At 71.3% G+C, this 25,218-nt stretch carries 22 protein-coding genes and 2 pseudogenes; 14 read left to right on the forward strand and 10 right to left on the reverse strand.

Annotated elements, in window-relative coordinates:
• Positions 1-21 precede the first annotated feature (21 nt).
• The 5 genes from mnmE to B9O00_RS07810 all read left to right on the forward strand — a co-directional run bounded on the left by mnmE (position 22) and on the right by B9O00_RS07810 (position 5,757).
• Entirely contained in the window at positions 22-1,371 is a 1,350-nt protein-coding gene (gene mnmE / locus B9O00_RS07790) for a tRNA uridine-5-carboxymethylaminomethyl(34) synthesis GTPase MnmE (RefSeq protein WP_085121899.1), read from the forward strand.
• A 79-nt stretch (positions 1,372-1,450) separates the two neighbouring features.
• Positions 1,451-3,313 carry a tRNA uridine-5-carboxymethylaminomethyl(34) synthesis enzyme MnmG gene (gene mnmG / locus B9O00_RS07795; protein ID WP_085121900.1) on the forward strand — a complete coding sequence of 621 codons (1,863 nt, stop codon included), beginning with the start codon at positions 1,451-1,453 and terminating at the stop codon, positions 3,311-3,313.
• A gap of 29 nt (positions 3,314-3,342) precedes the next feature.
• Entirely contained in the window at positions 3,343-3,963 is a 621-nt protein-coding gene (gene rsmG, locus B9O00_RS07800; RefSeq protein ID WP_085121901.1) for a 16S rRNA (guanine(527)-N(7))-methyltransferase RsmG, read from the forward strand.
• Positions 3,960-4,832: a ParA family protein gene (locus B9O00_RS07805; RefSeq protein ID WP_085121902.1), complete on the forward strand. Its 873-nt coding sequence runs from the start codon at positions 3,960-3,962 to the stop codon at positions 4,830-4,832. Before rsmG ends, B9O00_RS07805 begins: the two co-directional genes overlap by 4 nt.
• Positions 4,833-4,848: 16 nt before the next feature.
• Positions 4,849-5,757, forward strand: coding sequence for a ParB/RepB/Spo0J family partition protein (locus tag B9O00_RS07810; RefSeq protein WP_085121903.1), 909 nt, complete (start codon positions 4,849-4,851; stop codon positions 5,755-5,757).
• Between the two features lie 16 nt (positions 5,758-5,773).
• On the opposite strand, the gene holA is transcribed toward B9O00_RS07810, so the two are convergent.
• The 4 genes from holA to B9O00_RS07830 form a co-directional block, all read right to left on the reverse strand.
• Positions 5,774-6,826: a DNA polymerase III subunit delta gene (gene holA, locus B9O00_RS07815; RefSeq protein WP_085121904.1), complete on the reverse strand. Its 1,053-nt coding sequence runs from the start codon at positions 6,824-6,826 to the stop codon at positions 5,774-5,776.
• Between the two features lie 25 nt (positions 6,827-6,851).
• Positions 6,852-7,409 (reverse strand): LPS assembly lipoprotein LptE, encoded by a 558-nt coding sequence (gene lptE / locus B9O00_RS07820; protein ID WP_143596177.1) that lies wholly within the window; start codon positions 7,407-7,409, stop codon positions 6,852-6,854.
• A complete protein-coding gene (gene leuS, locus B9O00_RS07825; protein ID WP_085121906.1) occupies positions 7,402-9,966 on the reverse strand; it encodes a leucine--tRNA ligase in 2,565 nt (854 codons plus the stop codon). The genes lptE and leuS overlap by 8 nt, the downstream gene beginning before the upstream one ends.
• Before the next feature lie 73 nt (positions 9,967-10,039).
• Entirely contained in the window at positions 10,040-10,627 is a 588-nt protein-coding gene (locus B9O00_RS07830; protein ID WP_235017064.1) for a DUF3576 domain-containing protein, read from the reverse strand.
• Positions 10,628-11,123: 496 nt separating this feature from the next.
• Between B9O00_RS07830 and B9O00_RS07835 the strand changes: the two genes are divergently transcribed.
• Positions 11,124-12,218, forward strand: coding sequence for a porin (locus tag B9O00_RS07835; RefSeq protein WP_159460141.1), 1,095 nt, complete (start codon positions 11,124-11,126; stop codon positions 12,216-12,218).
• Between the two features lie 58 nt (positions 12,219-12,276).
• Here the strand turns inward: B9O00_RS07835 and B9O00_RS07840 are convergent, their stop codons facing one another.
• The 3 genes and pseudogenes from B9O00_RS07840 to B9O00_RS34245 all read right to left on the reverse strand — a co-directional run.
• Positions 12,277-13,596: an O-linked N-acetylglucosamine transferase, SPINDLY family protein gene (locus tag B9O00_RS07840; protein ID WP_143596178.1), complete on the reverse strand. Its 1,320-nt coding sequence runs from the start codon at positions 13,594-13,596 to the stop codon at positions 12,277-12,279.
• Positions 13,597-13,605: 9 nt separating this feature from the next.
• Positions 13,606-13,797 (reverse strand): annotated as a pseudogene (locus tag B9O00_RS34240) (tetratricopeptide repeat protein); the annotation flags it as partial.
• A gap of 35 nt (positions 13,798-13,832) precedes the next feature.
• Positions 13,833-14,015 (reverse strand): annotated as a pseudogene (locus B9O00_RS34245) (hypothetical protein); the annotation flags it as partial.
• A gap of 446 nt (positions 14,016-14,461) precedes the next feature.
• On the opposite strand from B9O00_RS34245, the gene B9O00_RS07845 reads away from it, so the two are divergent.
• From B9O00_RS07845 to B9O00_RS07870, 6 genes are all read left to right on the forward strand, one after another.
• Positions 14,462-15,556: a porin gene (locus tag B9O00_RS07845; RefSeq protein WP_085121910.1), complete on the forward strand. Its 1,095-nt coding sequence runs from the start codon at positions 14,462-14,464 to the stop codon at positions 15,554-15,556.
• A 166-nt stretch (positions 15,557-15,722) separates the two neighbouring features.
• Positions 15,723-16,940 carry a JmjC domain-containing protein gene (locus B9O00_RS07850; protein WP_159460142.1) on the forward strand — a complete coding sequence of 406 codons (1,218 nt, stop codon included), beginning with the start codon at positions 15,723-15,725 and terminating at the stop codon, positions 16,938-16,940.
• A gap of 4 nt (positions 16,941-16,944) precedes the next feature.
• Complete coding sequence (locus B9O00_RS07855; protein ID WP_085121912.1) at positions 16,945-17,868, forward strand: sulfotransferase domain-containing protein; 924 nt, start codon at positions 16,945-16,947, stop codon at positions 17,866-17,868.
• Between the two features lie 99 nt (positions 17,869-17,967).
• Positions 17,968-18,897 (forward strand): sulfotransferase domain-containing protein, encoded by a 930-nt coding sequence (locus B9O00_RS07860; RefSeq protein ID WP_085121913.1) that lies wholly within the window; start codon positions 17,968-17,970, stop codon positions 18,895-18,897.
• Between the two features lie 15 nt (positions 18,898-18,912).
• Complete coding sequence (locus B9O00_RS07865) at positions 18,913-19,800, forward strand: sulfotransferase domain-containing protein (RefSeq protein ID WP_085121914.1); 888 nt, start codon at positions 18,913-18,915, stop codon at positions 19,798-19,800.
• Complete coding sequence (locus B9O00_RS07870; RefSeq protein WP_085121915.1) at positions 19,797-20,486, forward strand: YggS family pyridoxal phosphate-dependent enzyme; 690 nt, start codon at positions 19,797-19,799, stop codon at positions 20,484-20,486. Before B9O00_RS07865 ends, B9O00_RS07870 begins: the two co-directional genes overlap by 4 nt.
• Here B9O00_RS07870 and B9O00_RS07875 read toward each other — a convergent pair.
• From B9O00_RS07875 to ribA, 3 genes are all read right to left on the reverse strand, one after another.
• The gene (locus tag B9O00_RS07875; RefSeq protein WP_085121916.1) at positions 20,477-21,019 is read right to left on the reverse strand and encodes a L,D-transpeptidase family protein; all 543 of its coding nucleotides are present in this window, start codon (positions 21,017-21,019) and stop codon (positions 20,477-20,479) included. The genes B9O00_RS07870 and B9O00_RS07875 overlap by 10 nt on opposite strands.
• Before the next feature lie 43 nt (positions 21,020-21,062).
• On the reverse strand, positions 21,063-22,166 hold the full coding sequence (locus B9O00_RS07880) for a hypothetical protein (protein ID WP_085121917.1): 1,104 nt from the start codon (positions 22,164-22,166) through the stop codon (positions 21,063-21,065).
• 111 nt (positions 22,167-22,277) lie between these two features.
• The gene (ribA, locus tag B9O00_RS07885) at positions 22,278-23,342 is read right to left on the reverse strand and encodes a GTP cyclohydrolase II (protein ID WP_085121918.1); all 1,065 of its coding nucleotides are present in this window, start codon (positions 23,340-23,342) and stop codon (positions 22,278-22,280) included.
• A gap of 144 nt (positions 23,343-23,486) precedes the next feature.
• Between ribA and B9O00_RS07890 the strand changes: the two genes are divergently transcribed.
• Complete coding sequence (locus B9O00_RS07890; RefSeq protein WP_159460143.1) at positions 23,487-24,359, forward strand: alpha/beta hydrolase; 873 nt, start codon at positions 23,487-23,489, stop codon at positions 24,357-24,359.
• A 159-nt stretch (positions 24,360-24,518) separates the two neighbouring features.
• The gene (locus B9O00_RS07895) at positions 24,519-25,214 is read left to right on the forward strand and encodes a response regulator transcription factor (protein ID WP_085121920.1); all 696 of its coding nucleotides are present in this window, start codon (positions 24,519-24,521) and stop codon (positions 25,212-25,214) included.
• The last annotated feature ends 4 nt before the right edge of the window (positions 25,215-25,218 follow it).

The raw sequence follows: 25,218 nt of genomic DNA on the forward strand, positions 1-25,218 counted from the left end.
CGGCCGTCTCGGCAGGGGGCCGTGAGCGGCCGCTCCGATACGATCTTCGCGCTCTCGACGCCGCCCGGCCGCGGCGCGATCGCCGTGGTGCGCCTGTCCGGAGCCCGGACCGCGGATACGCTGCGCGGGCTTCTGGGCGGGACGCTGCCGGCGGCGCGGCGCTTCGCGCGGCGCCGGATCCTCGGGGCGGACGGCGAGCTGCTCGACGAGGGCGTGGCGATCTGGCTGCCGGCGGGCCCGGCGGGCGCGAGCTACACCGGTGAGGACATGGCCGAGCTCCAGGTGCACGGGGGGCCTGCGGTGGTGCGCGCCCTGCTCGACGCCCTGGCAGGGCTGCCGGGCTTGCGGCCGGCCGAGCCGGGAGAATTCACCCGGCGCGCCTTCGACTCCGGGCGTCTCGACCTGGTCGAGGCGGAGGCGGTCGCCGATCTGGTGGCTGCGGAGACCGAGCGGCAGCGTCGCCAGGCGCTGGCCGTCGGAGGGGGCGCGCTGTCGGCACGGCTCGCCGGCTGGGAGGCGGCGCTGCTCGGGGTCTCGGCGCGGGTCGAGGCGGCGATCGACTTCGCCGAGGAGGATCTGCCGGCCGACCTGCTGGACCGCTGCCGGCGGGAGATCGTCGGGGTCGCGACGACGCTGCGCCAGGCGGTCGAGGAGGTCGGCTTCGGCGAGCGGCTGCGCGAGGGCTTCGAGGTCGCGCTGGTTGGCGCGCCGAACGTCGGCAAGTCGAGCCTGCTCAACGCCTTGGCGCGCCGCGAGGCGGCGATCGTCCACGAGACCGCCGGCACCACCCGGGATGTTGTCGAGGTGCGGTTCGATCTCGAGGGCTTTGCCGTGACGCTGCTCGACACGGCGGGGCTGCGGGACGGCGCCGTCGACCCGGTCGAGCGCGAGGGCATCCGGCGAGCGCGGGCGCGGGCACAGGCGGCCGACCTGGTCCTCGCCTTGTTCGACAGCGAGATATGGCCGGACTGCGACGCGGCAACGCTAGATCTGGTAGGAGGTCGCACGGTTCTGGTGCTGTCGAAGGGCGACCTGGCGGCGCCGGGAGCGGGCGTGGTGAGCGGCCGGCCGGCGCTGCGGGTCTCGGCCAGGACCGGTGAGGGACTGGCCGAGCTGCAGTCCGAGCTGGCCCGGAGGATCGCGGACCTGGGCGCCGCCGGGGTGGGCGGCGCCCTGTTCAATCGGGAGCGGCATCGCGTGGCGCTGAGGGACTGCGCCGACGCGCTCGAGCGGGCAGCCGCGGCGGGGGAGGTGGCGCTCGTGGCGGAAGACCTGCGGATGGCCCGGGATGCGCTCGGGCGCCTGTCCGGGCGGATCGACGTCGAGCAGCTGCTCGACCGGCTGTTCCGCGAGTTCTGCATCGGCAAGTGATCCTGTTTCACGTGAAACACCGCCGGGGTGGTGCGGCTGGCGCTTGACCCTCCGACGACGTCCCCGCATCTTCCCAGCCATGGGCAAGCAGTGGGACGTCATCGTCGTCGGGGGCGGGCACGCTGGCTGCGAGGCTGCGGCGGCCGCCGCGCGCGTCGGCGCGGCGACGCTCCTGCTTACCCATCGGCGCGAGACCATCGGGGTGATGTCCTGCAATCCCGCGATCGGCGGCCTCGGCAAGGGCCACCTGGTGCGGGAGATCGATGCGCTCGACGGCATCATGGGGCTGGCGGCGGATCGGGCCGGCATCCAGTTTCGTGTCCTGAACCGCAGCAAGGGCCCTGCGGTTCGCGGCCCCCGGGCCCAGGCCGATCGCAAGCTCTACCGCCAGGCCGTCCAGCAGCTGCTCGCCGAGCAACCCGGCCTGGCCGTGGAGGAGGGGGCGGTCGACGATCTGCTGCTCGACCGGTCCGGCCGCTGCGTCGGCGTGCGTCTTGCGACCGGGGCCGAGCGATCCAGCGGCGCCACGGTCCTGACGACCGGCACCTTCTTGCGCGGGGTCATCCACATCGGCGAGGCGCAACGGCCGGCCGGGCGCGTCGGCGAGGCGCCGGCGGTCGCCTTGGGCGAGACGCTGCAGCGTCTCGGCTTCGCGCTCGGCCGCCTCAAGACCGGAACGCCGCCACGCCTCGACGGCCGCACGATCGACTGGGCGTCGATCGACGGCCAGGCCGGCGACGATCCGCCGGAGCCCTTCTCCAGCCTGACCGAGCGGATCACGAATCCGCAGGTCGACTGCGGCGTGACCTATACCTCTCCGGAAGGCCACGCGCTGATCCGGGAGAACCTGCACCGGACCGCGATCTATGGCGGGCGCATCGACTCGGTCGGGCCGCGCTATTGCCCCTCGATCGAGGACAAGGTGGTCCGCTTCGCCGATCGGGAGCGGCACCAGATCTTCCTGGAGCCCGAGGGTCTGGACGATCCGACGGTCTATCCGAACGGCATCTCCACCTCCCTGCCGGCAGAGATCCAGCTGGCGCTGCTCCGGACCATACCCGGCCTTGCGTCCGCGCGCATGCTGCAGGCCGGCTATGCGATCGAATACGACTATGTCAATCCGCGAGAGCTGACCCGCGATCTGCAATGCCGACGGCTGCCTGGGCTCTATCTCGCGGGCCAGATCAACGGCACGACCGGCTACGAGGAGGCGGCGGCACAGGGCCTCGTGGCGGGCCTGAACGCCGCTCTCGCCGTCGGCGGCTCCGAGCGCCGCTTCCTGCCGGATCGCGCCGAGGCCTACCTCGGCGTGCTGATCGACGACCTGACCAGCCGCGGTGTGACCGAACCCTACCGGATGCTGACCGGCCGGGCGGAGTATCGCCTGCGGCTCCGGGCCGACAATGCCGACCAGCGGTTGACGCCGCTCGGCTTGGCGCTCGGCTGTATCGGGGGCCCGCGTGCAGCTCTCTTCGCTGGCAAGGCCGAGGCGCTGCAGCAGGCGCGGGCGCTGGCCGGTCGGCTCTCGGCGACCCCGGACGCCCTCGCGCGCTCCGGCTTCGAGGTCAACCGGGACGGCCGGCGGCGGACGGCGGTCGAGCTGCTGCGTCAGCTCTCCTGGTCGCAGCTGTCGGCGATCTGGCCGGAGCTCGCGGCGATTCCGGCCGCGATCGCGGAGCAGCTCGAGATCGACGCGCGCTATGCCGGCTATCTCGCCCGGCAGGAGGCGGACGTGGAGGCCTTCCGGCGGGACGAGGCGCTGACGCTGCCGGCGGAGCTGGACTATGGCGCGGTGCCGGGCTTGTCGACGGAGGCGGCGCAGAAGCTCGCGGCGGCCCGGCCGGCGACGCTGGGGGCGGCCGGGCGTCTGCCCGGGGTCTCGCCGGCCGCCGTTCTGACCCTGCTGCGCCATGTCAAGCGTCCGGCAGGGAGGTCGGCCTGACTCCCGGGGACCGAGCGCCCGGCCGCGCGATGACCTCGGCCGAGCTGGCCGAGCGCATCCCTGTTTCACGTGAAACACGCGAGCGCCTGGAAATCTACGCGGCGTCCCTGCAGCGCTGGGCGCCGGCCATCAACCTGGTGGCGCGCAGCAGCCTGGTCGACCTCTGGCGCCGTCACTTCCTGGATTCGCTCCAGCTGCTGCCGCTGATCCGGGCCGCCTTCCCGCGAACCGGCGGTGTCCCGCGAATCGTCGATCTCGGTAGCGGTGCCGGCTTCCCCGGCCTGGTACTGGCGATCGCCGGGGCCGGCGAGGTCCACCTCGTCGAGGCCGATCGCAAGAAGGCGACCTTCCTGCGCGAAGTGGCACGGCAGACCGGCGCGGCGGTCACGCTGCACAACGAACGGATCGAGACGCTGCCGCCGCTCGCGGCCGATGTCGTCACCGCGCGGGCGCTGGCCTCCGCCGAGCAGCTGCTCGCCTGGGCCGGCCCGCAGCTATCGACTCACGCTATTTGCCTTTTCCACAAGGGGCGGGGGGCGCAGGCCGAATTGACCCGACTCCCGCTCGCGGTGCAGGATCGCAGCGAGTTGCTGCCAAGCCTCAGCGATCCGGAGGCGCGCATACTTCGCATTCGAGGACCCTGGACATGATTCCTGAGTCGGTCACCGCCGCGCGACCGGAAGCCGGCCCCGTGCCGTTGGCTCGCGCCCTGACCCCGCAGCGCGCCGGCCGCATCCTCGCCATTGCCAATCAGAAGGGCGGTGTCGGCAAGACCACGACGACGATCAACCTGGCGACGGCGCTGGCGGCCTGCGGCAAGCAGGTGCTGATCGTCGACCTCGATCCTCAGGGCAACGCCAGCACCGGCCTCGGCCTCGACCCCTCGCGGCGCAAGATCACTGTCTACGACGTGCTGATGGGCGAGCGGCCGCTGCCCGAGTGCGTGGTCAACACCCCGGTCCCGAACCTGCAGATCGTGCCGGCGTCGGTCGAGCTGTCCGGCGCCGAGATCGAGCTGGTCGGCGAGCTGGCCCGCGAGAACCGCCTGCGCGAAGCGCTGAGCGAGACGGCGCGGGCCTGGGACTACATCCTGATCGACTGTCCGCCGGCGCTCGGCCTGCTGACTCTGAACGCCATGGTCGCCGCGCAGTCGGTGCTGGTGCCGCTGCAGGCCGAGTTCTATGCGCTCGAAGGCCTCAGTCACCTGCTGCGCACCATCGAGCGCGTCCGACGCGCCCTGAATCCGGAGCTGCGGATTCAAGGGGTGGTGCTGACGATGTACGACAAACGCAACAACTTGTGCGACATGGTCGCGAAAGACGTCAGGGACTATCTCGGGGCCCGGGTCTACGACACCATGATCCCGCGCAACGTGCGGATCTCCGAGGCGCCGTCCCACGGCAAGCCGGTGCTGCTCTACGACTTCCGCTGCGCTGGCGCACAGGCCTACATCCGCCTCGCACGGGAGCTGCTGCGGCGCGAGGAAGCGCCGCCGCCGCTGACCGCGGTCGCCTCGTGACCGGAAGGAAGAGGTCATGAGCGACAGCGAGACTCCCCGCCGGAGCAACCTCGGCCGCGGCCTCGCCGCGCTGCTCGGCGAGGACAGCGAAGACTATGCCTCCCTGGACCGGATGCGCGCCGCCAAGGAGGTTCCGATCGAGCGCCTGCATCCGAGCCGGGTGCAGCCGCGGCGCACCTTCAGCGAGGAGGCGCTTGAGAGCCTCGCGGAATCGATCCGCGCGCAGGGCCTGCTGCAGCCGATCCTGGTGCGCCGCCATCCCGACCAGGCCAACGACTACGAGATCATCGCCGGCGAGCGTCGCTGGCGCGCGGCCCAGCGCGCCCAGCTGCACCAAGTGCCGGTCATCATCCGCGAGTTCACCGACGGCCAGGCGCTGGAGGCGGCCCTGGTCGAGAACGTCCAGCGCCAGGACCTCGATCCCGTCGAGGAGGCGGAGGGCTATCGGCGGCTGATCGACGACTTCGGCCACAGCCAGGACGACCTGGCCAAGCTGATCGGCAAGAGCCGCCCGCACATCGCCAACACCCTGCGGCTGCTCAACCTGCCGGAGCCGGTGCGGCAGAAGCTGCGCGAGCGCGCGCTGACGGCGGGCCATGCCCGGGCGCTGCTCGCGGCCAGCGATCCGGAGGCGCTGGCCGAGCGCGTCCTGGCGCGCGGCCTGTCGGTGCGCGAGACCGAGCGGCTGGCCGGGGAGGAGCCCAAGGCCCCGAGGGCCGGCCGGCCGCCGCGCGTCTCGGCGCCTTCGAAGGACGCCGACACCCTGGCGATCGAGCGCGATCTCGCCCAGGTGCTCGGTCTCAAGGTCTCGATCGACCTCAAGGACGGCGAGCGCGGCACGATCACCATTCACTACGACACGCTGGATCAGCTCGACGACGTGCTGAAGCGGCTCAACAAGGCCGGAAACCTGGGCGCCGCCTGAATCCCGGGATGGCGCCTCAGCGGCCGCGGCCGCTCCGTGCCGCCACCTGGGCGGCGAGATCGAGCAGCAGCCGGCCGGCCAGCGCCTCGTCCGGAAAGCCGGTCCGCTTGCAGTCGGCCTCGGCCTCGAGCAGCCGGCCGAGCGCGGCGCCGAGCGCACGGGGCGGCCAGAGCCGCATCTGCGCCTTGAAGGGGGCCGCCTGCTTCCAGAACACCGGCGGCCGAAGCTTCTTGAGCGCCGCATCGGGATCGCCGCCCTCGGCAGCGAGTCCGACGGCGAGGTGCAGGCGCTGGAAGTGCCGGGCGACGGCGCGCAGCAGTCCGACGACGGTGACGCCCTCCTGGAGGCTGCGCTTGAGCGCCCGGTCGACGCCCGGCAGGTCGCCCGACGCCACCGAGAAGGCAAGGTCGTCGAGACTGAGCGCCGCACTGTCGCCGATCACCGCGAGGACGTCGTCGATCTCCACCCGCCGGCTGCCGTCTGCGCCGCCGGCCAGATAGAGCGCCAGCTTGTCGAGCTCCTGGCGGGTCAGCAGGCGGTCGCCGCCCAGGTTCGCGGCCAGATAGGCGCGGGCGTCCGGCGAGGCGGCGAGGCCGTTCGCGGTCAGGCTCTCGTCGATGACGCGCCCGAGGTCGCGGGCCTCGTCGCGGTAGCAGGCGACGGCGGCAGCTTCGGCGCCGGCGGACTCGAAGGCCTTGACCAGGGCCGAGCGTCTCGGCAGGTCCCCGGCCTCGACGACGACCAGCGCTTCGCCCGGCAGATCCTTCAGGAAGTCCTGGACCAGGCGCGCCTGGGCGTCGGTCAGGTCGCGCAGGACGACGACGCGCCGTCCTCCGGTGAAGGACAGGGCCGCGGCCTCGTCCGCAAGGCGAGTCGGGTCGTCCTTGAGGTCGCCGCCGGACAGCTCGCTCAGCCGGAAGGGGTCGTCGCCCTCGCCCAGCACCGCGATCCGGGCGGCGCGGCCACGCTCGCGCACCAGGCCGGAATCCGGGCCGTAGAGCAGCAAGGCACGCAGCGCCGGCGGCGGCGCCTTGATCAGCGCGTCGGCCTGCTGGGGCTTGACCTGCATGGGAGGACGGCGCCGTGCGCCGGGATCAGGGCGAGACCGCGCCGCTGGCGAGGCGCTCGAAATAGGTGGCGAGCCGCAGCCGCAGCTGCTGCGCCAGCTGCTTGATGCCGCGCTTGCGGGCGTCCTCCTCGGCGGCATAGGTGCCGAACTCGGAGGTGACGATATTGTAGGAGACGATCGACTTGGCGATGCCGCTGGTCATCAGGACTCGATCGGCCAGGCGGACCAGGGTGAAGGTGCCGGACAGGATCAGGTTGGCCCGGGTCGCGGTGTCGTCCTTCTGCACGCCGATCTCGTCCTTGGAGACCGTCAGCGTGACCTTCAGGGCGTAGCGCGGATCGGCCGGCTGGCCGCGCGGGTTGAGCTCGTTGCGCAAGGCGTTGTGCAGCTCCTGGCCGGGCCGGTCGGCGATCGGCGTGATCCGGATGGTCTGCAGCTCGCCCAGCGTCGAGCCGCCCGAGGACTGGCGGCCATAGAGCGGCTGCAGGCCGCAGGCCGACAGAGCCAGGGCGCAGAGCATCAGCCCGGACGCCGCGAGCAGGCGCCGCCGGGCGGCGGCGGGGAGTGTGTTCGCCTCAGGCAACGATGTTCACCACACGGTTCGGCACGACGATGACCTTGCGGGGCGGCTTGCCGTCGAGGTGGCGGCGCACCGCCTCCTCGGCGAGGGCCGCCTCGCGAACGCTGGTCTCGTCGAGATCGCGGGCGAGATCGAGCTTGGCGCGCAGCTTGCCGTTGACCTGGACCGCGATCGTCACGCTCTCGTCTCGGGTCAGGGCCGGATCGAAGGCCGGCCAGGGCTGGTCGGTGAGCAGGCCGTCGCGGCCGAGCCGGTGCCAGAGCTCCTCGGCGAGGTGCGGGATCATCGGCGCGCCCAGGCGGGCAAGGGTCTCGCAGGCTTCGCGCAGGGCCCAGCGGTCGCCCTCGTCGGCGGCGCGGAAGCCGGCCAGGGCGTTGGTCAGCTCGTAGAGCCGGGCGACCGCCTTGTTGAAGCCGAAGCTCTCGAAATCGCGACCGACCTGCTCGATCGCCTTGTGGACCTGGCGCCGCAGGGCGAAGGCCTCGGCACCGAAGGCGGCGGGCAGGGGGCTGCCGGCGGCAGGCAGAGACGGCGCGGCCCCGGTCACGATGCGGAACAGGCGCTGAACGAACCGCCAGGCGCCTTCGATGCCCGCCTCGGTCCACTCCATGTCGCGGTCCGGGGGGCTGTCCGACAGCATGAACCAGCGCGCGGTGTCGGCGCCGTAGTTGCCGATGATCGTCGTCGGATCGACCGTGTTCCGCTTCGACTTGCTCATCTTCTCGACGCGGCCGAGCGTCACCGGGCGGCCGTCGCGCGTCGAGAGCCCGCCGTCGGAGTCCTTCTCGACCTCGTCCGGCGAGAGCCACTTGCCGTCCGGATCGCGGTAGGTCTCGTGACCGATCATGCCCTGGGTGAAGAGGGCGGCGAAGGGCTCGGCCTCGCGGCTGTAGCCGAACTGCTTCAGCCCGCGCATGAAGAAGCGCGAGTAGAGCAGGTGCAGGATCGCGTGCTCGATGCCGCCGATGTACTGGTCGACCGGCATCCAGTAGTCGAGCGCCGCGGGGTCGAGCGGCGCCTCCTCGAACTGCGGCGCGCAGAAGCGCGCGAAGTACCAGGAGGAATCGACGAAGGTGTCCATCGTGTCGGTGTCGCGCGTCGCGGCGCCGCCGCAGCCCGGGCAGGCGACGGACTTCCAGCCCTCGTGGCGGGCCAGCGGATTGCCGGGTTGCGAGAAGTCGACCTCGTCGGGCAGCGCGACCGGCAGGTCGGCGACCGGCACCGGCACGGCGCCGCAGCTCGGGCAGTGGATCACCGGGATCGGACAGCCCCAGTAGCGCTGGCGCGAGACGCCCCAGTCGTGGAGGCGGTACTGGACCGTGCCCTTGCCAGCGCCGAGCGCCTCGAGCCTGGCGATCGACGCGCGCTTGCCTTCGGCGACGTCGAGGCCGTCGAGGAAGGCGGAATTGATCAGCGTGCCGTCCTCGACGAAGGCCGTATCGCCGACCTCGAAGGTCGCCGGGTCCTGGCCCGTCGGCAGCACCACCGGAGTGACGTCGAGGCCGTACTTGCGGGCGAAGTCGAGGTCGCGCTGATCGTGGGCCGGACAGCCGAAGATCGCGCCCGAGCCGTACTCGTACAGCACGAAGTTGACGACGTAGACCGGCAGGATCCGATCCGGCAGGAAGGGGTGCCGGACCCTGAGTCCGGTATCGAAGCCCTGCTTCTCGGCCCGCTCGATCGTCTCCTCGCTGGTGCCCAGGCGATCGCACTCGGCGACGAAGTCGCGCAGCGCCGGATTGGCGGCGGCCAGCTCGGCGGTCAGGGGATGATGCGGCGAGAGGGCGCAGAACGAGGCGCCGAACAAGGTGTCGGGCCGTGTCGTGAAGACCTCGAGCCGCTCGTCGCGGCCGAGCACCTCGAAGAACACGCGGGCGCCCTCGGAGCGGCCGATCCACTTGCGCTGCATCAGCCTGACCTTCTCGGGCCAGCCGTCCATGCCGTCGAGGGCGTCGGCCAGCTCGTCCGAGAAGGCGGTGATGCGGAAGAACCACTGCGACAGCTTGCGCCGCTCGATCGGCGCGCCCGAGCGCCAGCCGCAGCCGTCGATGACCTGCTCGTTGGCCAGCACAGTCTGGTCGACGGGATCCCAGTTGACCCAGGATTCCTTGCGATAGACCAGGCCGGCCTCGAGGAACTGCAGGAACAGGCGCTGCTGGTGCCGGTAGTAGCTGGGATGACAGGTCGCGAGCTCGCGGCTCCAGTCGATCGACAGGCCCATCGACTTCAGCTGCTCGCGCATCGCGTCGATGTTGCCGTAGGTCCAGGTCGCCGGATGGACCCCACGCTCCATCGCCGCGTTCTCGGCCGGCAGGCCAAAGGCATCCCAGCCCATCGGATGCAGCACGTTGAAGCCGCGCGCGCGCTTGTAGCGCGCGATCACGTCGCCGATCGTGTAGTTGCGCACGTGGCCCATGTGGATGCGCCCCGAGGGATAGGGGAACATCTCCAGGACGTAGTACTTGGGGCGATCCAGCTCGGCGCGCACCTCGAAGCAGCCGGCGCCGTTCCAGGCCGCCTGCCACTTCGGTTCGCTGACCTTCGGATCGTAACGACTCATGGGGATCCTCGTGCTGAGGGCGGCGGGCCGCCCCTCGGTTCGGCGAAAGCCTGTCGGTCGCGGCCGCCGGGCGTCAGCCGGCCTGCGCGATGCGCAGCTGGCGCGCCCGGGTCAGGATCGCGTTCTCCATCTCGGTATTGGAGTCCTCGCTGGAGGGCGCGTCGGCCCAGGCGCCCGTCTCGTCGCGCACCTGTCGGAAGATCGAGGCGCGCACGCCGTCGGCGCGTAGCTCCCGGCCGAGGATGAAGACGTTGACCTTGAACCGTTCCTTCGGGCTCTGCGGCGGCGAGTACCACTCGGTGATGATCACGCCGCCGAAGGGATCGGCCGAGGCCAGGGGCATGAACGACAGCGTGTCGAGCGACGCGCGCCACAGGAACGCGTTGACGCCGATGCCTGTGCCGCCGCTGTCGGGCGTCGGCTGGTCCTTGCCGCCGCCGAACAGGTTGAGGCCGCCGGGACCGAACAGGCTCTCCTGCTGCTTGTAGGTCGCGCCGCCGCCCTTGCCCGGCTTGCTCTGCGGGTAGGCGGTATTGGAGTCGGCCGCCGAGCAGGCCGCGACCGTCGCGCTCAGCAGCAGCACAGCCGTCCAGCGCAGCGCCGGCCAACAGAGCCGCGAGCGCTTGCCGGCTGACCGGCTGAAGGGAGATTTGAAATCCACGGGACGTATCGCTCTCTTGTCGGTGACCGCCCACCGCCCGTCGCGCGGTGGTCCAAGGGGCGACCGATGATAGACCATGGGGTCCGCCGCCCCGTCAAGCTGGCGCAGGATCCAGCGGAACCGGCCGACCGCAAGGCCTCGGGCTGCCGCGGCCGCCTCCGTGCGGGCAGGTGTATCCGCATCGGTAGCGACGAACCGCCCCGCGGCCACGGATGTTGCATCGCATCGTTTGCAATGCAGCAACATGGATGGGCCTTCAAGCTATTGAAGCACAAGCCGCCTTCGATCTGTGGCGGGAATGTTACAGCCAAAATGGATTGGTAGCATACCGCACTGCGACAGATTGACCGACCTGAGGGCCGGGATGACAGTGACCGCGTCAGATCACGGCGTGTCGATCGCTTCATCCGACCGGGATCTTCGGGGGCAACTCCTTCCCCTAAGGGGCAAAGCGTCAACCGCCCGGGTCTTCCTGATCAGAAGGAGGGGTTGGGCAATGAAGAGGGGTCTTCTCAACAGCACCGCCATGGTGGCGGTGGCCGCAGCCAGCGTCGCGGTCGCGGCACCGGCCCAGGCTCAGGTCAAGCTGGGCCTCGGCGGCTACATGCAGCAGTTCTTCGGCTACGCCAACAGCAGCACGAACGTCGGCTCGGGCAGCGACGCCTTCAACGGCTTCGACGTCAAGTCGAACTCCGAGGTCCATTTCCTCGGCGAGACGACGCTCGACAACGGCCTGACCTTCGGCGTCGACATCGAGCTCGAGGGCAATACCAACACCGCCGACCAGATCGACGAGTCCTTCCTCTACGTCGAGGGCGCGTTCGGCCGCTTCAACATCGGATCGGAGAACTCGGCCGGCTACCTGATGAGCTATGCCGCGCCGGATGTCGGCCTGGGTGTCAACTCGACCTCGATCCTGACCGGCTTCCTGCCGCAGGACGGCGGCTTCGCTGGCGCCAACTTCTTCGATGCGCCGCTCGGCTCGACCTACCTGGAGCTCGATGGGAGCGGAAAGTCGGAGAAGATCACCTACTTCACGCCGCGCTACCGGGGCTTCCAGCTCGGCGCCTCCTACCTGCCGGACCCGAACGAGGATTCGAACGCGCAGGTCGACGAGGCCACCGTCTCCTATCGCAACGGCTTCTCGCTGGGCGGCAACTTCGTCGACACGCTGGCCGGCGTCGACGTCGCGGTCTCCGGCCGCTACGACTGGGCCGACGACCAGTCGGCCGCGGGCAGCGATCCCAGCCTCTACGCCGTCGGCGTCAACTTGGGCTACGCCGGCTTCACGGTCGGTGGCTCCTATGCCCACACCGACGACAACGGCGCCGACACCGGCCGCTCCTTCGACCTTGGCGCGTCCTATGCGACCGGGCCCTGGGGCGTCTCCTTCACCTACTTCAACGGCAAGGCCGAGGCGAGCGCGGCCCCCGGCGACAGCACCTACAAGGCCTACGAGGGTGCCGCCAGCTACGCCCTCGGCCCGGGCGTCACGGCGGTCGGGTCGGTCAGCTACCAGGACCTCGACGCCGACACCGGATCGAACGCCCGGACCTGGGCGGTCGTCGGCGGCCTCAAGCTCGAGTTCTGAGCGGGCAGGGCAAGGCCCCGCAGGCCGGCCCCGGCGTGACGGCCGGCCTGCGGTCCGCTCAGAGGTCGAAGGACTGCGGCGCGAGCCCGGCCAGCGCCCGCGCCCACATGGTCTCGTAGGCGCGCTCGACCGCGGCCGTCGTACGCGGCGTATCGAAGAGCGGCAGGGATTCGGGGTTGCGGGCCAGATGCTCGCGCACGGCCGTGCGCTCCTCGGGGCTCTGCAGCAGGCGCCGCGCGACGGCTTCGTACGCTTCGGGCGTGCGGGTCACGTAGCGTTCCAGGCCGACCGCGGCGAGCAGGCTGGCGGCGACCCGCCCGGCGAAGCTGTCGCCGATCCGGGTGACCAGGGGGCAGCCCATCCAGAGCGCATCGCTGGCCGTCGTATGGGCGTTGTAGGGCAGGGTGTCGAGAAACAGGTCGACGTGCCGGTAGCGTGCGAGGTGCGCCTCGAGCGGCAGCTTGGTCGCGAACACCAGCCGGCGGCCGTCGATGCCGTGGCCCTCCGCGGCGGCGCGCAGGTTCGCCCGCCCCTCGGCGCGGTCGCAGAGCAGCCAGAGCGTCGCGTCGCCGACGGCGGCGAGCAGCCGCATCCAGAGCGCGAAGACCTTGGGCGTCAGCTTGTTCGGATTGTTGAAGCAGGCGGCGACCGGCCCGCCTTCCGGCAGGCCGAAGGCGGCTCGCGGCGGTGCCGTCCGCGGCCGGGGCCGCCGGCGGTCGTTGACCTGGTAGCTCCCGGGCAGCCTGACGACGCGCTCGTCGTAGAAGCCCCGCGCCGGGTCCGGCAGCACCAGCCGGTCGGCGAGCAGGTAGTCGACGAAGCTCGCGCCCAGCGTTCCCGGAAAGCCGATCCACTGGACCTGCACCGGCGCCGGCCGGGCGGCCAGGACCCGCGGCGCGGCATCGCGCGTGTAGCCCTTGAGATCGATCAGGATGTCGGTCTCCTCCTCCGCGATGCGTCGGGCGACGGCCTCGGCCGGCAGGCCGGCGCAGTCGACGAAGCGGTCGAACGCCCGCAGCAGGCGGCGCCGCTCGGCGCTGCCGTCGTCGGCGCCCAGCGAGTAGGCGGTGACCGAGAAGCGCCGGCGATCGTGCAGCTCGAACAGCTGCGCCATCAGGTGGGCCGTCGCATGGTGCTGCAGGTCCGCGGAGAGGTAGCCGAGCGCGATCCGGTCCCTGGCGACCGCCGGCCGGGGCTGCTGCCGTGCCGTTTCGAAGCGCCTGGCCCAGCGCCGGGCGTTCCTCTGCTGGGCCGCCTCGTCGTCGGTCAGGGTCAGGAAGCGGAAGGGGTCGAGCGGCTGGCCGACGCGCTCGGCCTGCTCGACGAGCCGGGCCGCCAGCGCGTCGAGCCCCCGCCAGTCGCAGAGATCCTGCTTCATCCGCACCAGGGCCGAGCGCGCGCGCAGGTCGTCCGGCGCACGGGAGCAGGCCTCGCCGTAGGCGGCGAGCGCGGCCGCCGCGTCACCGGCCCGGCGGCAGGCATTGCCCAGGTTGAACCAGGCGGCCGCCGACGGCGTCGTGGCGACCAGCTGCCGGTAGGCCGCAACCGCCTCCGCGAAGCGCCCGGTGCGCTCCAGGGCGAGGCCCTTGGCGTTGACGGCCCCGGCAGGCCCGGCTGCCGCCTGAGCGCCGCCTCGAGGGGCCGCAACGCGGCCTCGGGCTCGCCCTTCATCAGGAGCGCCATGCCGAGCAGCGTGAGCAGCTGCGGATTCACGGCATCGCGCGCGAGGGCCGCGCGGCAGCGCCGTTCCGCTTCGCTCCACTGCTGTCGTTCGACGAGGGACAGGACGTCGTTCACGTTGCGCGCTCGCCTTGCCGGGGACGCGCGAAACTACGGCACGGAAGCGGACCGCCGGCGGCGTCCAAATCGCCGCACGGCCGTAGACACGCTGTCGCAGCCGCCGCCGGACCCCGGCGCCGGGCCGTCCCGAACCCGGCCGGGAGGCACCGGCAGGAGCGCGAGGCCTTCGCCCATCTCGCTAGTGCGAAAGGCTAAGGCATTGATTCCATGCCAAAGTCACCGACTGTGTCGTGAAAGCCACAGTATTGTACAAACAGCACAGAGAGGATGTGATCCGCGTTGACCCTGAGGCGCCCGTCGATAAGACTGCCGCTCGGATCGACGCGCGGCTCAGCGCTGCGATCGCCTTCTGTGACTGGGGCCAGGGGACATCCCCAAATCCCTTAGGGGCAGAAAACCAACTGGTCCGGTCTCGGCCGGACGATAAAAGGAAGGGTTGAGCAATGAAGAAGCTTCTTCTCAGCGGTACGGCTCTGGCTGCTGCCGGCGTCGTCGCTGGCGTGGCGGCCGCTCCGGCCCAGGCCCAGATCCAGCTGGGCCTCGGCGGCTACATGATCCAGTACCTGGGTTATGGCAACAGCAGCACCAACGTCGGCTCCGGCAGCGACGCCTTCAACGGCTTCGACGTCAAGTCGAACTCCGAAGTCTGGTTCGTCGGTTCGACGACCCTCGACAACGGCCTCAAGTTCGGCGTCAACATCCAGCTCGAGGGCAACACCAACACCGGCGACCAGATCGACGAGTCCTTCCTCTTCGTCGAGGGCTCGTTCGGCCGCTTCAACATCGGCTCCGAGAACTCGGCCGGCTACCTGATGACCTACGCCGCGCCGGACGTCGGCGTCGGTGTCAACTCGACCGGCGTTCTGACCGGCTTCCTGCCGCAGAGCGGCGGCTTCGCCGGTGCCGGCTTCTTCCGGGCGCCGCTGGGGTCGACCTACCTCGAGCTCGATCGCAACAACGACTCGAACAAGATCACCTACTTCACGCCGCGCTTCTCGGGCTTCCAGTTCGGCGCGTCCTACCTGCCGGATCCGCAGCAGGATTCGAACTCGCAGGTCGACGAGACGACCGTCTCCTACCGTGACGGCTTCTCGCTCGGCGGCAACTTCGTCAACTCGTTCAGCGGGTTCGACGTCGCCGTGTCGGGCCGCTACGACTGGGCCAACGACCAGTCGGCTGCCGGTACCGACCCGAGCATCTACTCGTTCGGCGCCAACCTGGGCTACGCCGGCTTCACGGTCGGTGGCTCCTATGCCAAGGCCAACGACATGGGCGCCAACACCGGCCGTTCGTTCGACGTCGGTGCGTCCTACGAGACCGGCCCCTGGGGCGTGTCGCTCACCTACTTCAACGGTGAGGCCGACGCCACTGCCGCTGCCGGTCGCAGCGAGTACCAGGCCTACGAGGGCGCGGCCAGCTACGCCCTCGGCCCGGGCGTGACGGCCGTCGGCTCGGTCAGCTACCAGAACCTCGATGCGGACAACGGCTCGAATGCCGAGACCTGGGCCGTCATCGGTGCGTTCAAGCTGAAGTTCTGATCCGACACCGGTACCTGTTTTGCGGGAAGGGGAGCAGCTCCGGCTGCTCCCCTTTTCCGTTCCGCGACCACCGAGCGTTCCGTTTGCGTTCCGTGACTGCCGTGACTAGTCTCCAGACAGCCGGACCGATCGCGCCGTCCGGCCCCGGATACCGGAGCACCGCCACGTGACATCTGCCGGGCTCGCCAAGCCGACCGCCGCCTCTCCCGGGAGTGCGCCTTCGGAGGCACCGCTCAGCTTCCGTGCGTTGATCGCACCGCTGGAGCCCGCCCGCTTCTTCGCCGACTACTACGGTCGCCGGCCGCTGCACATTCCGGCCGGGGCGATCGACAAGGCCGGCCGCACGGTGACCTGGCCGCAGATCAACGAGATCATGGCGATGACCTCGATCTGGAGCGATTCGTCACTGGAGCTCGCGCTCAACGGGCGCTCCCTGCCGCCCCAGGCCTATTGCTACGAGGGCATCGATCGGGAGGGCCGGCGCACGCTGAAGCCGGACAGCCAGCGAGTCCAGGAGCTGGTCGCCCGCGGCGCGACGGTCGTACTGAACTACATCGACACGCTGCTGCCCGGCATCCGCTCGACCGCGGCGGCGGTCGCCTCGGCGGCCGGCGCGCCGGTCTCCGTCAGCCTCTTCGCCTCCTGGCACAAGGTCCAGGGCTATCACGTCCACTTCGACACCCAGAACGTCTTTGCGCTGCAGATCGTCGGCCGCAAGACCTGGAAGATCTATGCCAACCGCGAGCAGAATCCGGCGCGCATTCCCGGCTTCGACAGCCCCAGCGTCTCGCCCGAGGAGGGCGAGAAGCGCAAGGGCCCGCTGCTGTTCGAGGTGACGCTCGAGCCCGGCGACCTGCTCTACGTGCCGCCCGGCTTCTACCACCAGGCGCTGGCGGAGACCGACGCCGCGGTCCACGTCGGCTATGGCGTTTGCCATTTCGTGGTCCAGGATTTCGTCAACCTGCTGGTGCGCGACCTGCCGAAGATCCCGGCATTCCGCGAGCCGCTCGCCCATTTCGACGAGCCGGAGGCGCTCGCCCGGCAGCTCGTCGAGGTCGCCGAGCAGCTGCGGGCCGTGGTCGGCCAGCCGCAACAGGCCGAGACGATGCGGCAGTTCCTGCGTGCCAAGGCCTTCGAGCAGTATGCCGTCTACAACCTGCCGCATCGCCGGCCGAACCATCGCTTCCGGCTGCGCCGGGCCGGGCTGCTCGACGCCGCGCCGACGCCGGGCGGGCCCCTGGCCGCGCAGCTGGCCGAGTGGGCGCGCCGTGTCGAGCTCTTCGCGCTCAGCGACCTGCAGGCCGCTTTCCCCGACCGGCCGGCGGCCGCGCTCGACGAGGCGCTCCAGGACCTGATCCGGTCCGGCGCCCTGGAGCCGGTGTGAGGCCATGGCGACGCTCAGGCCCCCGCCACCGGGTGCGACGCCGCCTGTCCGGCCGACCCTGGTCTGGCTCGCCTCCTATCCGAAGTCGGGCAACACCTGGCTGCGCCTGTTCCTCGCCAACTACCTGCTCGACCGCAGCGAGCCCTTTCCGATCAACGATCTGCCGAAGCTGACCTTCGCCGACAACGTCGCCGAGCCCTACGTCAAGCTGAGCGGCAGGCCGATCGAGGCGCTCGACGAGGCGACGGTCCACGCCCTGCGACCTCAGGTCCACCGCCTGCTCTCGACCCAGGGGCCGGACCTGATCCTGGTCAAGACCCACGTCGCGCTCTACGTCTCGAACGGCATTCCCTCGATCACCGTGCCGGCGACCCGGGCGACGGTCTATCTCGTGCGCAACCCCTTCGACGTCGCCGACTCCTTCGCCCAGCATTTCGGCGTCGGCCTCGACCAGGCCGTCGACACGCTCTGCTCGCCCAACGCGCTGCTGCGCGGCGACCCGCGCCGCAAGCTCGGGCAGCGGATCGGCGACTGGGGCAGCCACGCGACCCGCTGGGCCGATGCCGCGCCGCTGAACCCGCTGGTGCTGCGCTACGAGGACCTGCGCCGCGACCCGCTCGGCGCCTTCTCCGCCGTGGTGCGGCATCTCGGATTGCCCTGCGATCCGCCGCGCGTCGAGAGGGCGATCGGCTTCGCCGCCTTCGACGAGGCACGGCGCCAGGAGGAACGGGTCGGCTTCGTCGAAGGGTCGAGCAAGGCGGAGCGGTTCTTTCGGGCCGGGCAGATCGGCCGGGGTCGCGACCGCCTCGGCGAAGAGCAGCGCGGCCGCCTCGTGGCCGCGCACGGCGAGGCGATGCGACGCTTCGGCTATCTGGACGCGGACGGCCGCCCGGTCGACCATGCGGTTGGCCTGGAGCCGGCGTCATGAGGCGTGCTATGCCGCCCGCGCCGGCCGCCGGGCCGTGCCGCCGCCGTCCTGCCGCTCCGGCGACGATCAGAACCAGACCATCGAAGCCGCTCTGAGGCCATGCCGACCCTGCAACCGCCCCTTCCGAAACCGACCCTCGGCCCGACCGGCCCGGCCGCCGCCGCGTTGCCGCCCGTCCGGCCGACCCTGGTCTGGCTGGCCTCCTACCCGAAGTCGGGCAACACCTGGCTACGCCTGTTCCTCGCCAACTACCTGCTCGACCGCAGCGAGCCCTTTCCGATCAACCAGATCCACAAGCTGACCTTCGGCGACATGATCGCCGAGCCCTACGTCAAGCTGACCGGCCGGCCGGCGGGCGCGCTCGACCTGGCGACGATCCACCGGCTGAAGCCCCGCGTCCACCGCCTGCTCTCGACCCAGGGCCCGGACCTGATCCTCATCAAGACCCACAGTGCGCTCTACGTCGAGGACGGCATCCCCTCGATCACCGTGCCGGCGACCCGGGCGACGGTCTATCTCGTGCGCAACCCCTTCGACGTCGCGGATTCCGTCGCGCACCACTACGGGCTCAGCCTCGACAACGCCGTCTCCTCGCTCTGCTCCCCGGGCAGCGAGCTGCAGGGCGACGGCAAGCGCACGATCGGCCAGAAGATCGGCGCCTGGGGCAGCCATGCCATCCGCTGGGCCGAGGCGGCGCCGCTCAAGCCCCTGGTGCTGCGCTACGAGGACATGCTGCGCGCGCCCGCCGAGTCCTTCGCGAAGGTCATCCGGCACCTGGGCGTCACCCATGACGCCGAGCGGATCGAGCGGGCGGTCGGCTTCGCCTCGTTCGACGAGGCGCGGCGTCAGGAGGATCAGTATCGCTTCCTCGAGCGCTCGCCCCAGGCCGAGAAGTTCTTCCGCGTCGGCCGCATCGGCAAGGGCTTCGAGACGCTCGACGCGGCACAGCGCCAGCGGCTGATCGAGGCGAATCGCGAGGCGATGCGCCGCTTCGGCTATCTCGATGCCGACGACCGGCCCGTGCTCTAGCGGCGGCGCGCGCTCGTGGCAGACATCCTCTGGCTCGCGTCCTATCCGAAGTCCGGCAACACCTGGGTGCGGGCGTTCCTGGCCAATCTCTTCGCCAACCGCCCGGGACCGCTCGACATCAACGAGCTCAACCGCTTCCTGGTCAGCGACCAGCGGGTCGGCGAATACGAGACCCTGACCGGCAAGCCCTACGAGGAGATCGACGACGAGGAGGTCAACCGCCTGCGGCCCCAGGCCCAGCGGATGATCGCCGCCTCGCGGCCCGACACCCTGCTGTGCAAGACCCACAGCAAGATCGCCGTGCTCAAGGGCTCGCCGACCGTCGAGCCGAGCGTCACCAGCGGCGCAGTCTATGTCCTGCGCAACCCGCTCGACGTCGCGCCGTCCTATGCCGACCACTTCGGCATCGATCTCGACACGGCGATCGACTACCTCTGCGACCCGAACAACCACATCCCGCGCCACGATCGCCTGACCTTCGTCTATCTCGGCAGCTGGCAGGAGCATGCAGCGAGCTGGCTCGACGCCCCCGGCCTGCGCCGCCACTTCCTGCGCTACGAGGACCTCAAGAGCGATCCGGAGCGGTCCTTCGCTGGCCTGGTCCGCTTCCTGGGGCTGCCGCTCGACCGCCAGCGCTTCCAGCGGGCGTTGCGCTTCTCGTCCTTCGGCGTGCTGCGCCGCCTGGAGGAGCAGGACGGCTTCGTCGAGCGCTCGCCCAACGCCGAGCGCTTCTTCCGCCAGGGGCGCAGCGGCGCCTGGCGCGAGCTCTACACGCCGGCGCAGGTCGAGCGACTGGTCGAGGGCTGCCGCGACGGCATGCGCCGCTTCGGCTATCTGGACGCCGACGGCCGACCGGTCGAGGGCGCCTTGCCGCTCGCGCAAACCGCAGGAGTCCAGGGATGAGCGAAGCCGCCGACGCCGCCGGGGTCGCCGCCAATCTCGCCGACATCCGCCGCCGCATCGAGCGGGCGGCGCTCGAGGTCGGCCGGCCGGCGGGGCAGGTGACCCTGGTCGCGGTCTCCAAGACCTTCGGTATCGGGGCGGTCGAGGCGGCACTGGCGGCTGGTCAGACGGTGTTCGGGGAGAATCGCGTCCAGGAGGCCCAGGCGAAGTTCCCGGAGCTGCGCCGGCGCCACCCCGACCTCGAGCTGCACCTGATCGGACCGCTGCAGAGCAACAAGACCGCCGACGCGGTCGCCCTGTTCGACGTCATCCAGTCGGTCGACCGTGAGAAGCTGGCGCGCGCGCTCGCCAAGGAGATGGCCAGGCAGGGCCGGCGGCCGCGCTGCTTCGTCCAGGTCAACACCGGCGAGGAGCCGCAGAAGGCCGGCATCACGCCGGCCGAGGCAGCGGCCTTCGTGCGCCTCTGCCGCGACGAGCTCGGCCTGCCGGTCGAGGGCCTGATGTGCATCCCGCCAGTGGACGAGGCACCGGCGCCGCACTTCGGCCTGCTGCGCCGGCTCGCCGGCGACTGCGGCCTGACCGGCCTGTCGATGGGCATGAGCGCGGACTTCGAGGCCGCCGTCCAGCTCGGCGCGACCCACGTGCGCGTCGGCAGCGCGATCTTCGGACGTCGCAGCTACCCCTGAGGCGGCAGGAGATCGGTCACCAGCACGGCGTCCTCCGGGCCGACCTCGCGCAGCAGGCTGCGCAGGTCCTCAGGCGCCAGGGCGACGCAGCCCTCGGTCGGCCGCCAGTCGGGCCGCGCGCAGTGCAGGAAGATCGCGCTGCCCAGCCCCGGCTCCGGCGGACTGTCGTTGTGGCCGAGCACAACCACCAGGTCGTAGAGGCTGTCGTCGCGCCACAGCCGTTCGTGGCCGGCCGGAAAGGGCAGGGCGACGGCACGGTTGTAGTCCGGGTGTCCGGGGTCGTCGCACCAGCCGTCCCCGGGCGCGATGGCCAGGCTCGGCAGCCGCCAGGCGGCGTCCGGGCGCTCCCGATCGGGCCGGTAGAGCAGGCGGCGCAGCGGCCAACGGCCGAGCGGCGTCGCGCCGTCGCCCTCACGCTTGGTCGCGGCGGCGATCAGCCCGCCTCGGCCGACCGCGCAGCGAAAGCGCCGTCCGTTCCAGCAGGCCTGCCACCGGCCGCCGTCGTCGCTGTCCGGGCCGACCAGGAGATCCATGACAGCCCTATAGCGCCTGCGACGGACCTCGGCCAGGGCCCGCTCAGTTCACCGCCCCGGCGCCCTCGTTCTGCCGGCTCAGCGCCTGGTACTTGTTCAGCGCTTCCATCATGCGGTCGGTGAAGTTCGTGCGCGGCGCGATCTCGCCCGCGAAGCGTTGATCGGCCTGCAGGCCGGGCGCGGCCGGAGCGCCGCTCGCCGCCGGCTCGGCCGCGGCGGCCGGTGCACGCTCCGCGGCGACGCTCAGGCTGGCCGGGAACAGCCCCTTCGAGCGCACGGTGTCCTGGCCGAGGCGGCTCTCGCCGGCGGCGTGCGCGGGATTGAGCTTCGTGGCCAGCTCGGGACCGCCGAAGTCGCGCTGTTTGAGCGGCATGAAGCTGCCGGGCGGTGGCACCTCGGAGGCCGCGGCCTGCTGGGCCGCGGCGCTCGCGCGCAACGGCGCGGCGGCCGTCGAGGCGGTCGGCCTGCCGGACGCCGCAGCGCGCAGGTCCGCGGCCAGCGCGGCCAGCGCATCCTTGCCTTCCAGCACCTTGCCGTCCCCGGTCGCCGCCGTCGGCTCGGCCACGGCCGCCGGCCCGGCCATGGCTGCAGCCCCGGCCATCGCCGCCGGCTCGGCCGCAGGCGGCGTGGCCGCGGCTGCCGCCCGGGAGGTGGCCGGCTGTGCGGCGTCCGCCGTGACGGCCCCCGCGACTGCCGCCGTCTGCGCCGCCGTCGCCACCGCCGCATCGGCGCCCGTGGCCGCCGCCGATGCGGCCTGCTCGGCGGCGGCGGTCGCCGCGCTGGCCGTCGCCGCGACCGGCGCCGTGATGTCCTCGCCGCTGACCATGGCGAGCGCCAGCCCGCCGATGTCGTGGCCGCTGGCCTGCTGCACCACGGCATCGACCAGCCCGGCGACCATGCCGACCGGGCCGCCGTAGATCATCGAGCCGACCACCGAGGCGGTGCTGTCCATCGTGTCGCCGGTGATCGCGCGGTAGATCGATCCGACGATGGGGATGTGCTGCAGCGGATTGATCGCGTCGAGGAACTCGCCGAACGTCAGCTCGCGGTCGGCCGGCCCCATCTTGCCCTCGGCGCGCAGCTGAGCGCGCTGCCCGGCCTGCAGCGGCGGATGGACGAAGGGGTCGAAGTCGAGGGCGCGTGACATTGCGCCGATCCTGACGCAAGACCGATGCCAGTTCGGCAGGCTTTGTCTTTCAACGGCTTGACGGCGGCGATCCCCGCTCGGAGCCGGCGCTTGCCCGGCAAATCCTGCCGATCAGAAAAGATGGCCGAAGCGTTCCGCCTTGGTCGCGAGATAGCTCTCGTTGTGGCCGTTCGAGGGGAAGCTGTGCGGCACCCGCTCGACGACCTCGACGCCGGCCGCCGCCAGGGCGGCCAGCTTGTCCGGATTGTTGGTCAGCAGCCGCACCCGGCCCACGCCGAGCGCCTGCAGCATCGCGGCGGCGGGCTGGTAGCTGCGCTCGTCGCCGGCGAAGCCGAGGGCCTCGTTGGCCTCCAGCGTGTCGGCGCCGCGATCCTGCAGCGAATAGGCGCGCAGCTTGTTGACCAGGCCGATGCCGCGGCCTTCCTGGGCGAGGTAGAGCAGGACGCCGGCGCCAGCCTCGTTCATCGCCGCCAGCGCGCCGCGCAGCTGCTCGCCGCAGTCGCAGCGCAGCGAGCCGAGCAGGTCGCCCGTGAAGCATTCGGAATGGATCCGGACCAGCGGCTCCGCCTGGTCCTCGGGGCGGCCGACCAGGATCGCCAGATGCTCGCGGCCGCCGTCGCGCGGCCGGAAGGCGACGATCCGGGCGTCCTCGGCCAAGGCCAGCGGCACGCGGGCCTCGACGACGCGGATCAGGGCGCTGTCGACCCAGCCGGCATAGGCGGCGATCTCTCCGGTCGAGACCCGCCAGGGGCAGTCGAGCTGGCTGCTCGCCAACAGCGCCGCCGGCATCAGGTGCGCCAGCTTGCACAGCTCGAGGGCGGCATCGGCGTCGGTCGGGGCCGCCGCGAGGCGCTGCGCGCGCGCCAGCTCCTCGAGGCTGCGCGCCGGATCGACGAGGGCGAGCAGTTCGCCGGCACCGAGTCCGGAGACCTCCAGGGCGCGCGGCCCGTCCGGGCTGCGCCAGGCGGCGCAGGCCAGCCACAGCCCGCCGCGGCCGGCCTGGGCGCGGAACGCCCGCAGCCCCGCCTCGTCGAGGCACTCAGGAGCCGCCGCCAGGAGCGGGCCGTCGGCGGCGTCGACGACCACGGCGGCGCCGCGGCGCAGGGCCGCCAGGGCCTGCTGCACCCGGTGGGCGGCTTCGGGGCCCGAAGGCTGTGTCGGGATGTGCTGGTCCATTCGGGCGTCGTGACTTTCGGCGAGGGCGGCGGCGGTCAGGCTACCGCTCCGCAACGGTGCGGTCGGCCCTTTTCTTTGGCGCGACACGCTGCCTATACATGGTTCGCACGAAGCAGCCGGCAACGCATGGGAGGCTTGAAGCGCATGGGCGGGACCCTTTGGCGCGGCTACGACAAGGCCGCGCTCGATCGGCAGATCAATCTCCGGGCACGTACGCCCGAGCACGTCGAGTTCTTCGCCCATTGGGCCGACGACAGCCGCCGCGTCCGCGCGCAGCTCGACTGCCGCCTCGACCTGCCCTACGGCGAGCAGCCGCTGCAGACGCTGGACTACTTCCCGGCCGGCGGCGGCGAGGCGCCGCTGGTCGCCTTCATCCACGGCGGCTACTGGCAGTCGCTCGACAAGGGCGACTTCTCCTACCTGGCACCGGCCTTCGTCGAGGCCGGCGTCGCCTTCGCCTCGATCAACTACACCCTGGCGCCCGCCGGCCGCATCCCGCAGATGGTCGAGGAGATCGAGCGGGCGGTCGCCTGGCTCTACGAGAACGCCGAGGAGCTCGGCTTCGACCGCGAGGGCATCGTCGTCGCGGGCCACTCGGCAGGTGGCCACCTGGCCGCCATGGCGGCCGTCGCCGACTGGTCGCGTCACGACCTGCCGCGCGACCTGCTGCGCGGCGCCTGCGCGGTCTCGGGGCTCTATCAGCTGCAGCCGATCCGCCTGTCCTATCAGCAGGAGGTGCTGCAGCTCGACGACGCGGCGGTCGCGGCGGGCAGCCCGCAGGCCCTGATCCCGGAGGACGGGCCGCCGATCCTGCTGGCGGTCGGCGACGAGGAGCCCGAGGAGTTCCGCGACCAGCAGGCCGAATTCCTGGCCGCCTGGCAGGCCCGCGGACTGTCCGGCGCAGCCGTGCCTTTGCCTGGCCGGCATCACTTCAGTGCCATCGACGCCCTCGGCGAAAAGGACCATGCGCTCCATAGGTCGGTATGTTATCTAGCTCAAAACGGGGCGATTTCCTGATTCCGCCCGGTTCCGGAGGTCTGGAGCGCGATCGTGCCGCGTCGACGCGAGGTGACAGGGAGATCGCTCTCTAGAACATTGAACTAGATCATGATTGACGGGCCGGATCGTTTCGGTCCCGACCGACCTGATCTAGCGACGCGGGAGTGTCGACCTGAGATGCGGACGCCGGCTTCGAAGAAGATCCTGATCGTCGACGACGACGACGCCCTGCGCGGCTCGCTCGCCGAGCAGCTGCAGCTCCACGAGGAGTTCTCGGCGGTCCAGGCCGAGACCGGCTGCAAGGCCCTCGATCTCGCGAAGGCCGACCATTACGACGCGATCCTGCTCGACGTCGGGCTGCCCGACCTGGATGGCCGCGAGGTCTGCCGGCTGCTGCGCCGCAACGGCGTCAAGTCGCCGGTCATCATGCTGACCGCCATGGAGAGCGACGCCGACCAGATCCTCGGCCTCGACGCCGGCGCCAACGACTACGTCACCAAGCCCTTCAAGCTCGGCGTCCTGCTGGCGCGGCTGCGCGCGCAGCTGCGCCAGCACGAGCAGAGCGAGGATGCGGTCTTCTCGATCGGACCCTACACCTTCCGGCCGGCGGCCAAGCTGCTGCAGCATGCCGAGACCAGCCGCAAGGTGCACCTGACGGAGAAGGAGACGGCGATCCTGAAGTACCTCTACCGCGCCGGCGACCGCGCGATCAGCCGCGACGTCCTGCTCGGCGAGGTCTGGGGCTACAACGCGGGCGTGACCACCCACACCCTGGAGACCCACGTCTACCGGCTGCGCCAGAAGATCGAGACCGACCCCTCCAACGCCCGCATCCTGGTGACCGAGCCGGGCGGCTATCGCCTGGTTCCCTGAGCCG

Origin of the sequence: Tistlia consotensis USBA 355, assembly GCF_900177295.1 — a bacterium.
Lineage (GTDB): Bacteria > Pseudomonadota > Alphaproteobacteria > Kiloniellales > DSM-21159 > Tistlia > Tistlia consotensis.

What these genes read in the sequence shown, in the direction of transcription:
- rsmG (WP_085121901.1), top strand. Translation starts at nt 3,343, where the DNA reads ATGACCTCGGCCGAGCTGGCCGAGCGCATCCCTGTTTCACGTGAAACA.
- holA (WP_085121904.1), bottom strand. Translation starts at nt 6,826, where the DNA reads ATGCAGGTCAAGCCCCAGCAGGCCGACGCGCTGATCAAGGCGCCGCCG.
- B9O00_RS07845 (WP_085121910.1), top strand. Translation starts at nt 14,462, where the DNA reads ATGAAGAAGCTTCTTCTCAGCGGTACGGCTCTGGCTGCTGCCGGCGTC.
- B9O00_RS07805 (WP_085121902.1), top strand. Translation starts at nt 3,960, where the DNA reads ATGATTCCTGAGTCGGTCACCGCCGCGCGACCGGAAGCCGGCCCCGTG.
- B9O00_RS07835 (WP_159460141.1), top strand. Translation starts at nt 11,124, where the DNA reads ATGAAGAGGGGTCTTCTCAACAGCACCGCCATGGTGGCGGTGGCCGCA.
- B9O00_RS07895 (WP_085121920.1), top strand. Translation starts at nt 24,519, where the DNA reads ATGCGGACGCCGGCTTCGAAGAAGATCCTGATCGTCGACGACGACGAC.
- B9O00_RS07890 (WP_159460143.1), top strand. Translation starts at nt 23,487, where the DNA reads ATGGGCGGGACCCTTTGGCGCGGCTACGACAAGGCCGCGCTCGATCGG.
- ribA (WP_085121918.1), bottom strand. Translation starts at nt 23,342, where the DNA reads ATGGACCAGCACATCCCGACACAGCCTTCGGGCCCCGAAGCCGCCCAC.
- B9O00_RS07880 (WP_085121917.1), bottom strand. Translation starts at nt 22,166, where the DNA reads ATGTCACGCGCCCTCGACTTCGACCCCTTCGTCCATCCGCCGCTGCAG.
- mnmG (WP_085121900.1), top strand. Translation starts at nt 1,451, where the DNA reads ATGGGCAAGCAGTGGGACGTCATCGTCGTCGGGGGCGGGCACGCTGGC.
- B9O00_RS07875 (WP_085121916.1), bottom strand. Translation starts at nt 21,019, where the DNA reads ATGGATCTCCTGGTCGGCCCGGACAGCGACGACGGCGGCCGGTGGCAG.
- B9O00_RS07860 (WP_085121913.1), top strand. Translation starts at nt 17,968, where the DNA reads ATGCCGACCCTGCAACCGCCCCTTCCGAAACCGACCCTCGGCCCGACC.
- leuS (WP_085121906.1), bottom strand. Translation starts at nt 9,966, where the DNA reads ATGAGTCGTTACGATCCGAAGGTCAGCGAACCGAAGTGGCAGGCGGCC.
- B9O00_RS07840 (WP_143596178.1), bottom strand. Translation starts at nt 13,596, where the DNA reads ATGAAGCAGGATCTCTGCGACTGGCGGGGGCTCGACGCGCTGGCGGCC.
- B9O00_RS07870 (WP_085121915.1), top strand. Translation starts at nt 19,797, where the DNA reads ATGAGCGAAGCCGCCGACGCCGCCGGGGTCGCCGCCAATCTCGCCGAC.
- B9O00_RS07855 (WP_085121912.1), top strand. Translation starts at nt 16,945, where the DNA reads ATGGCGACGCTCAGGCCCCCGCCACCGGGTGCGACGCCGCCTGTCCGG.
- B9O00_RS07810 (WP_085121903.1), top strand. Translation starts at nt 4,849, where the DNA reads ATGAGCGACAGCGAGACTCCCCGCCGGAGCAACCTCGGCCGCGGCCTC.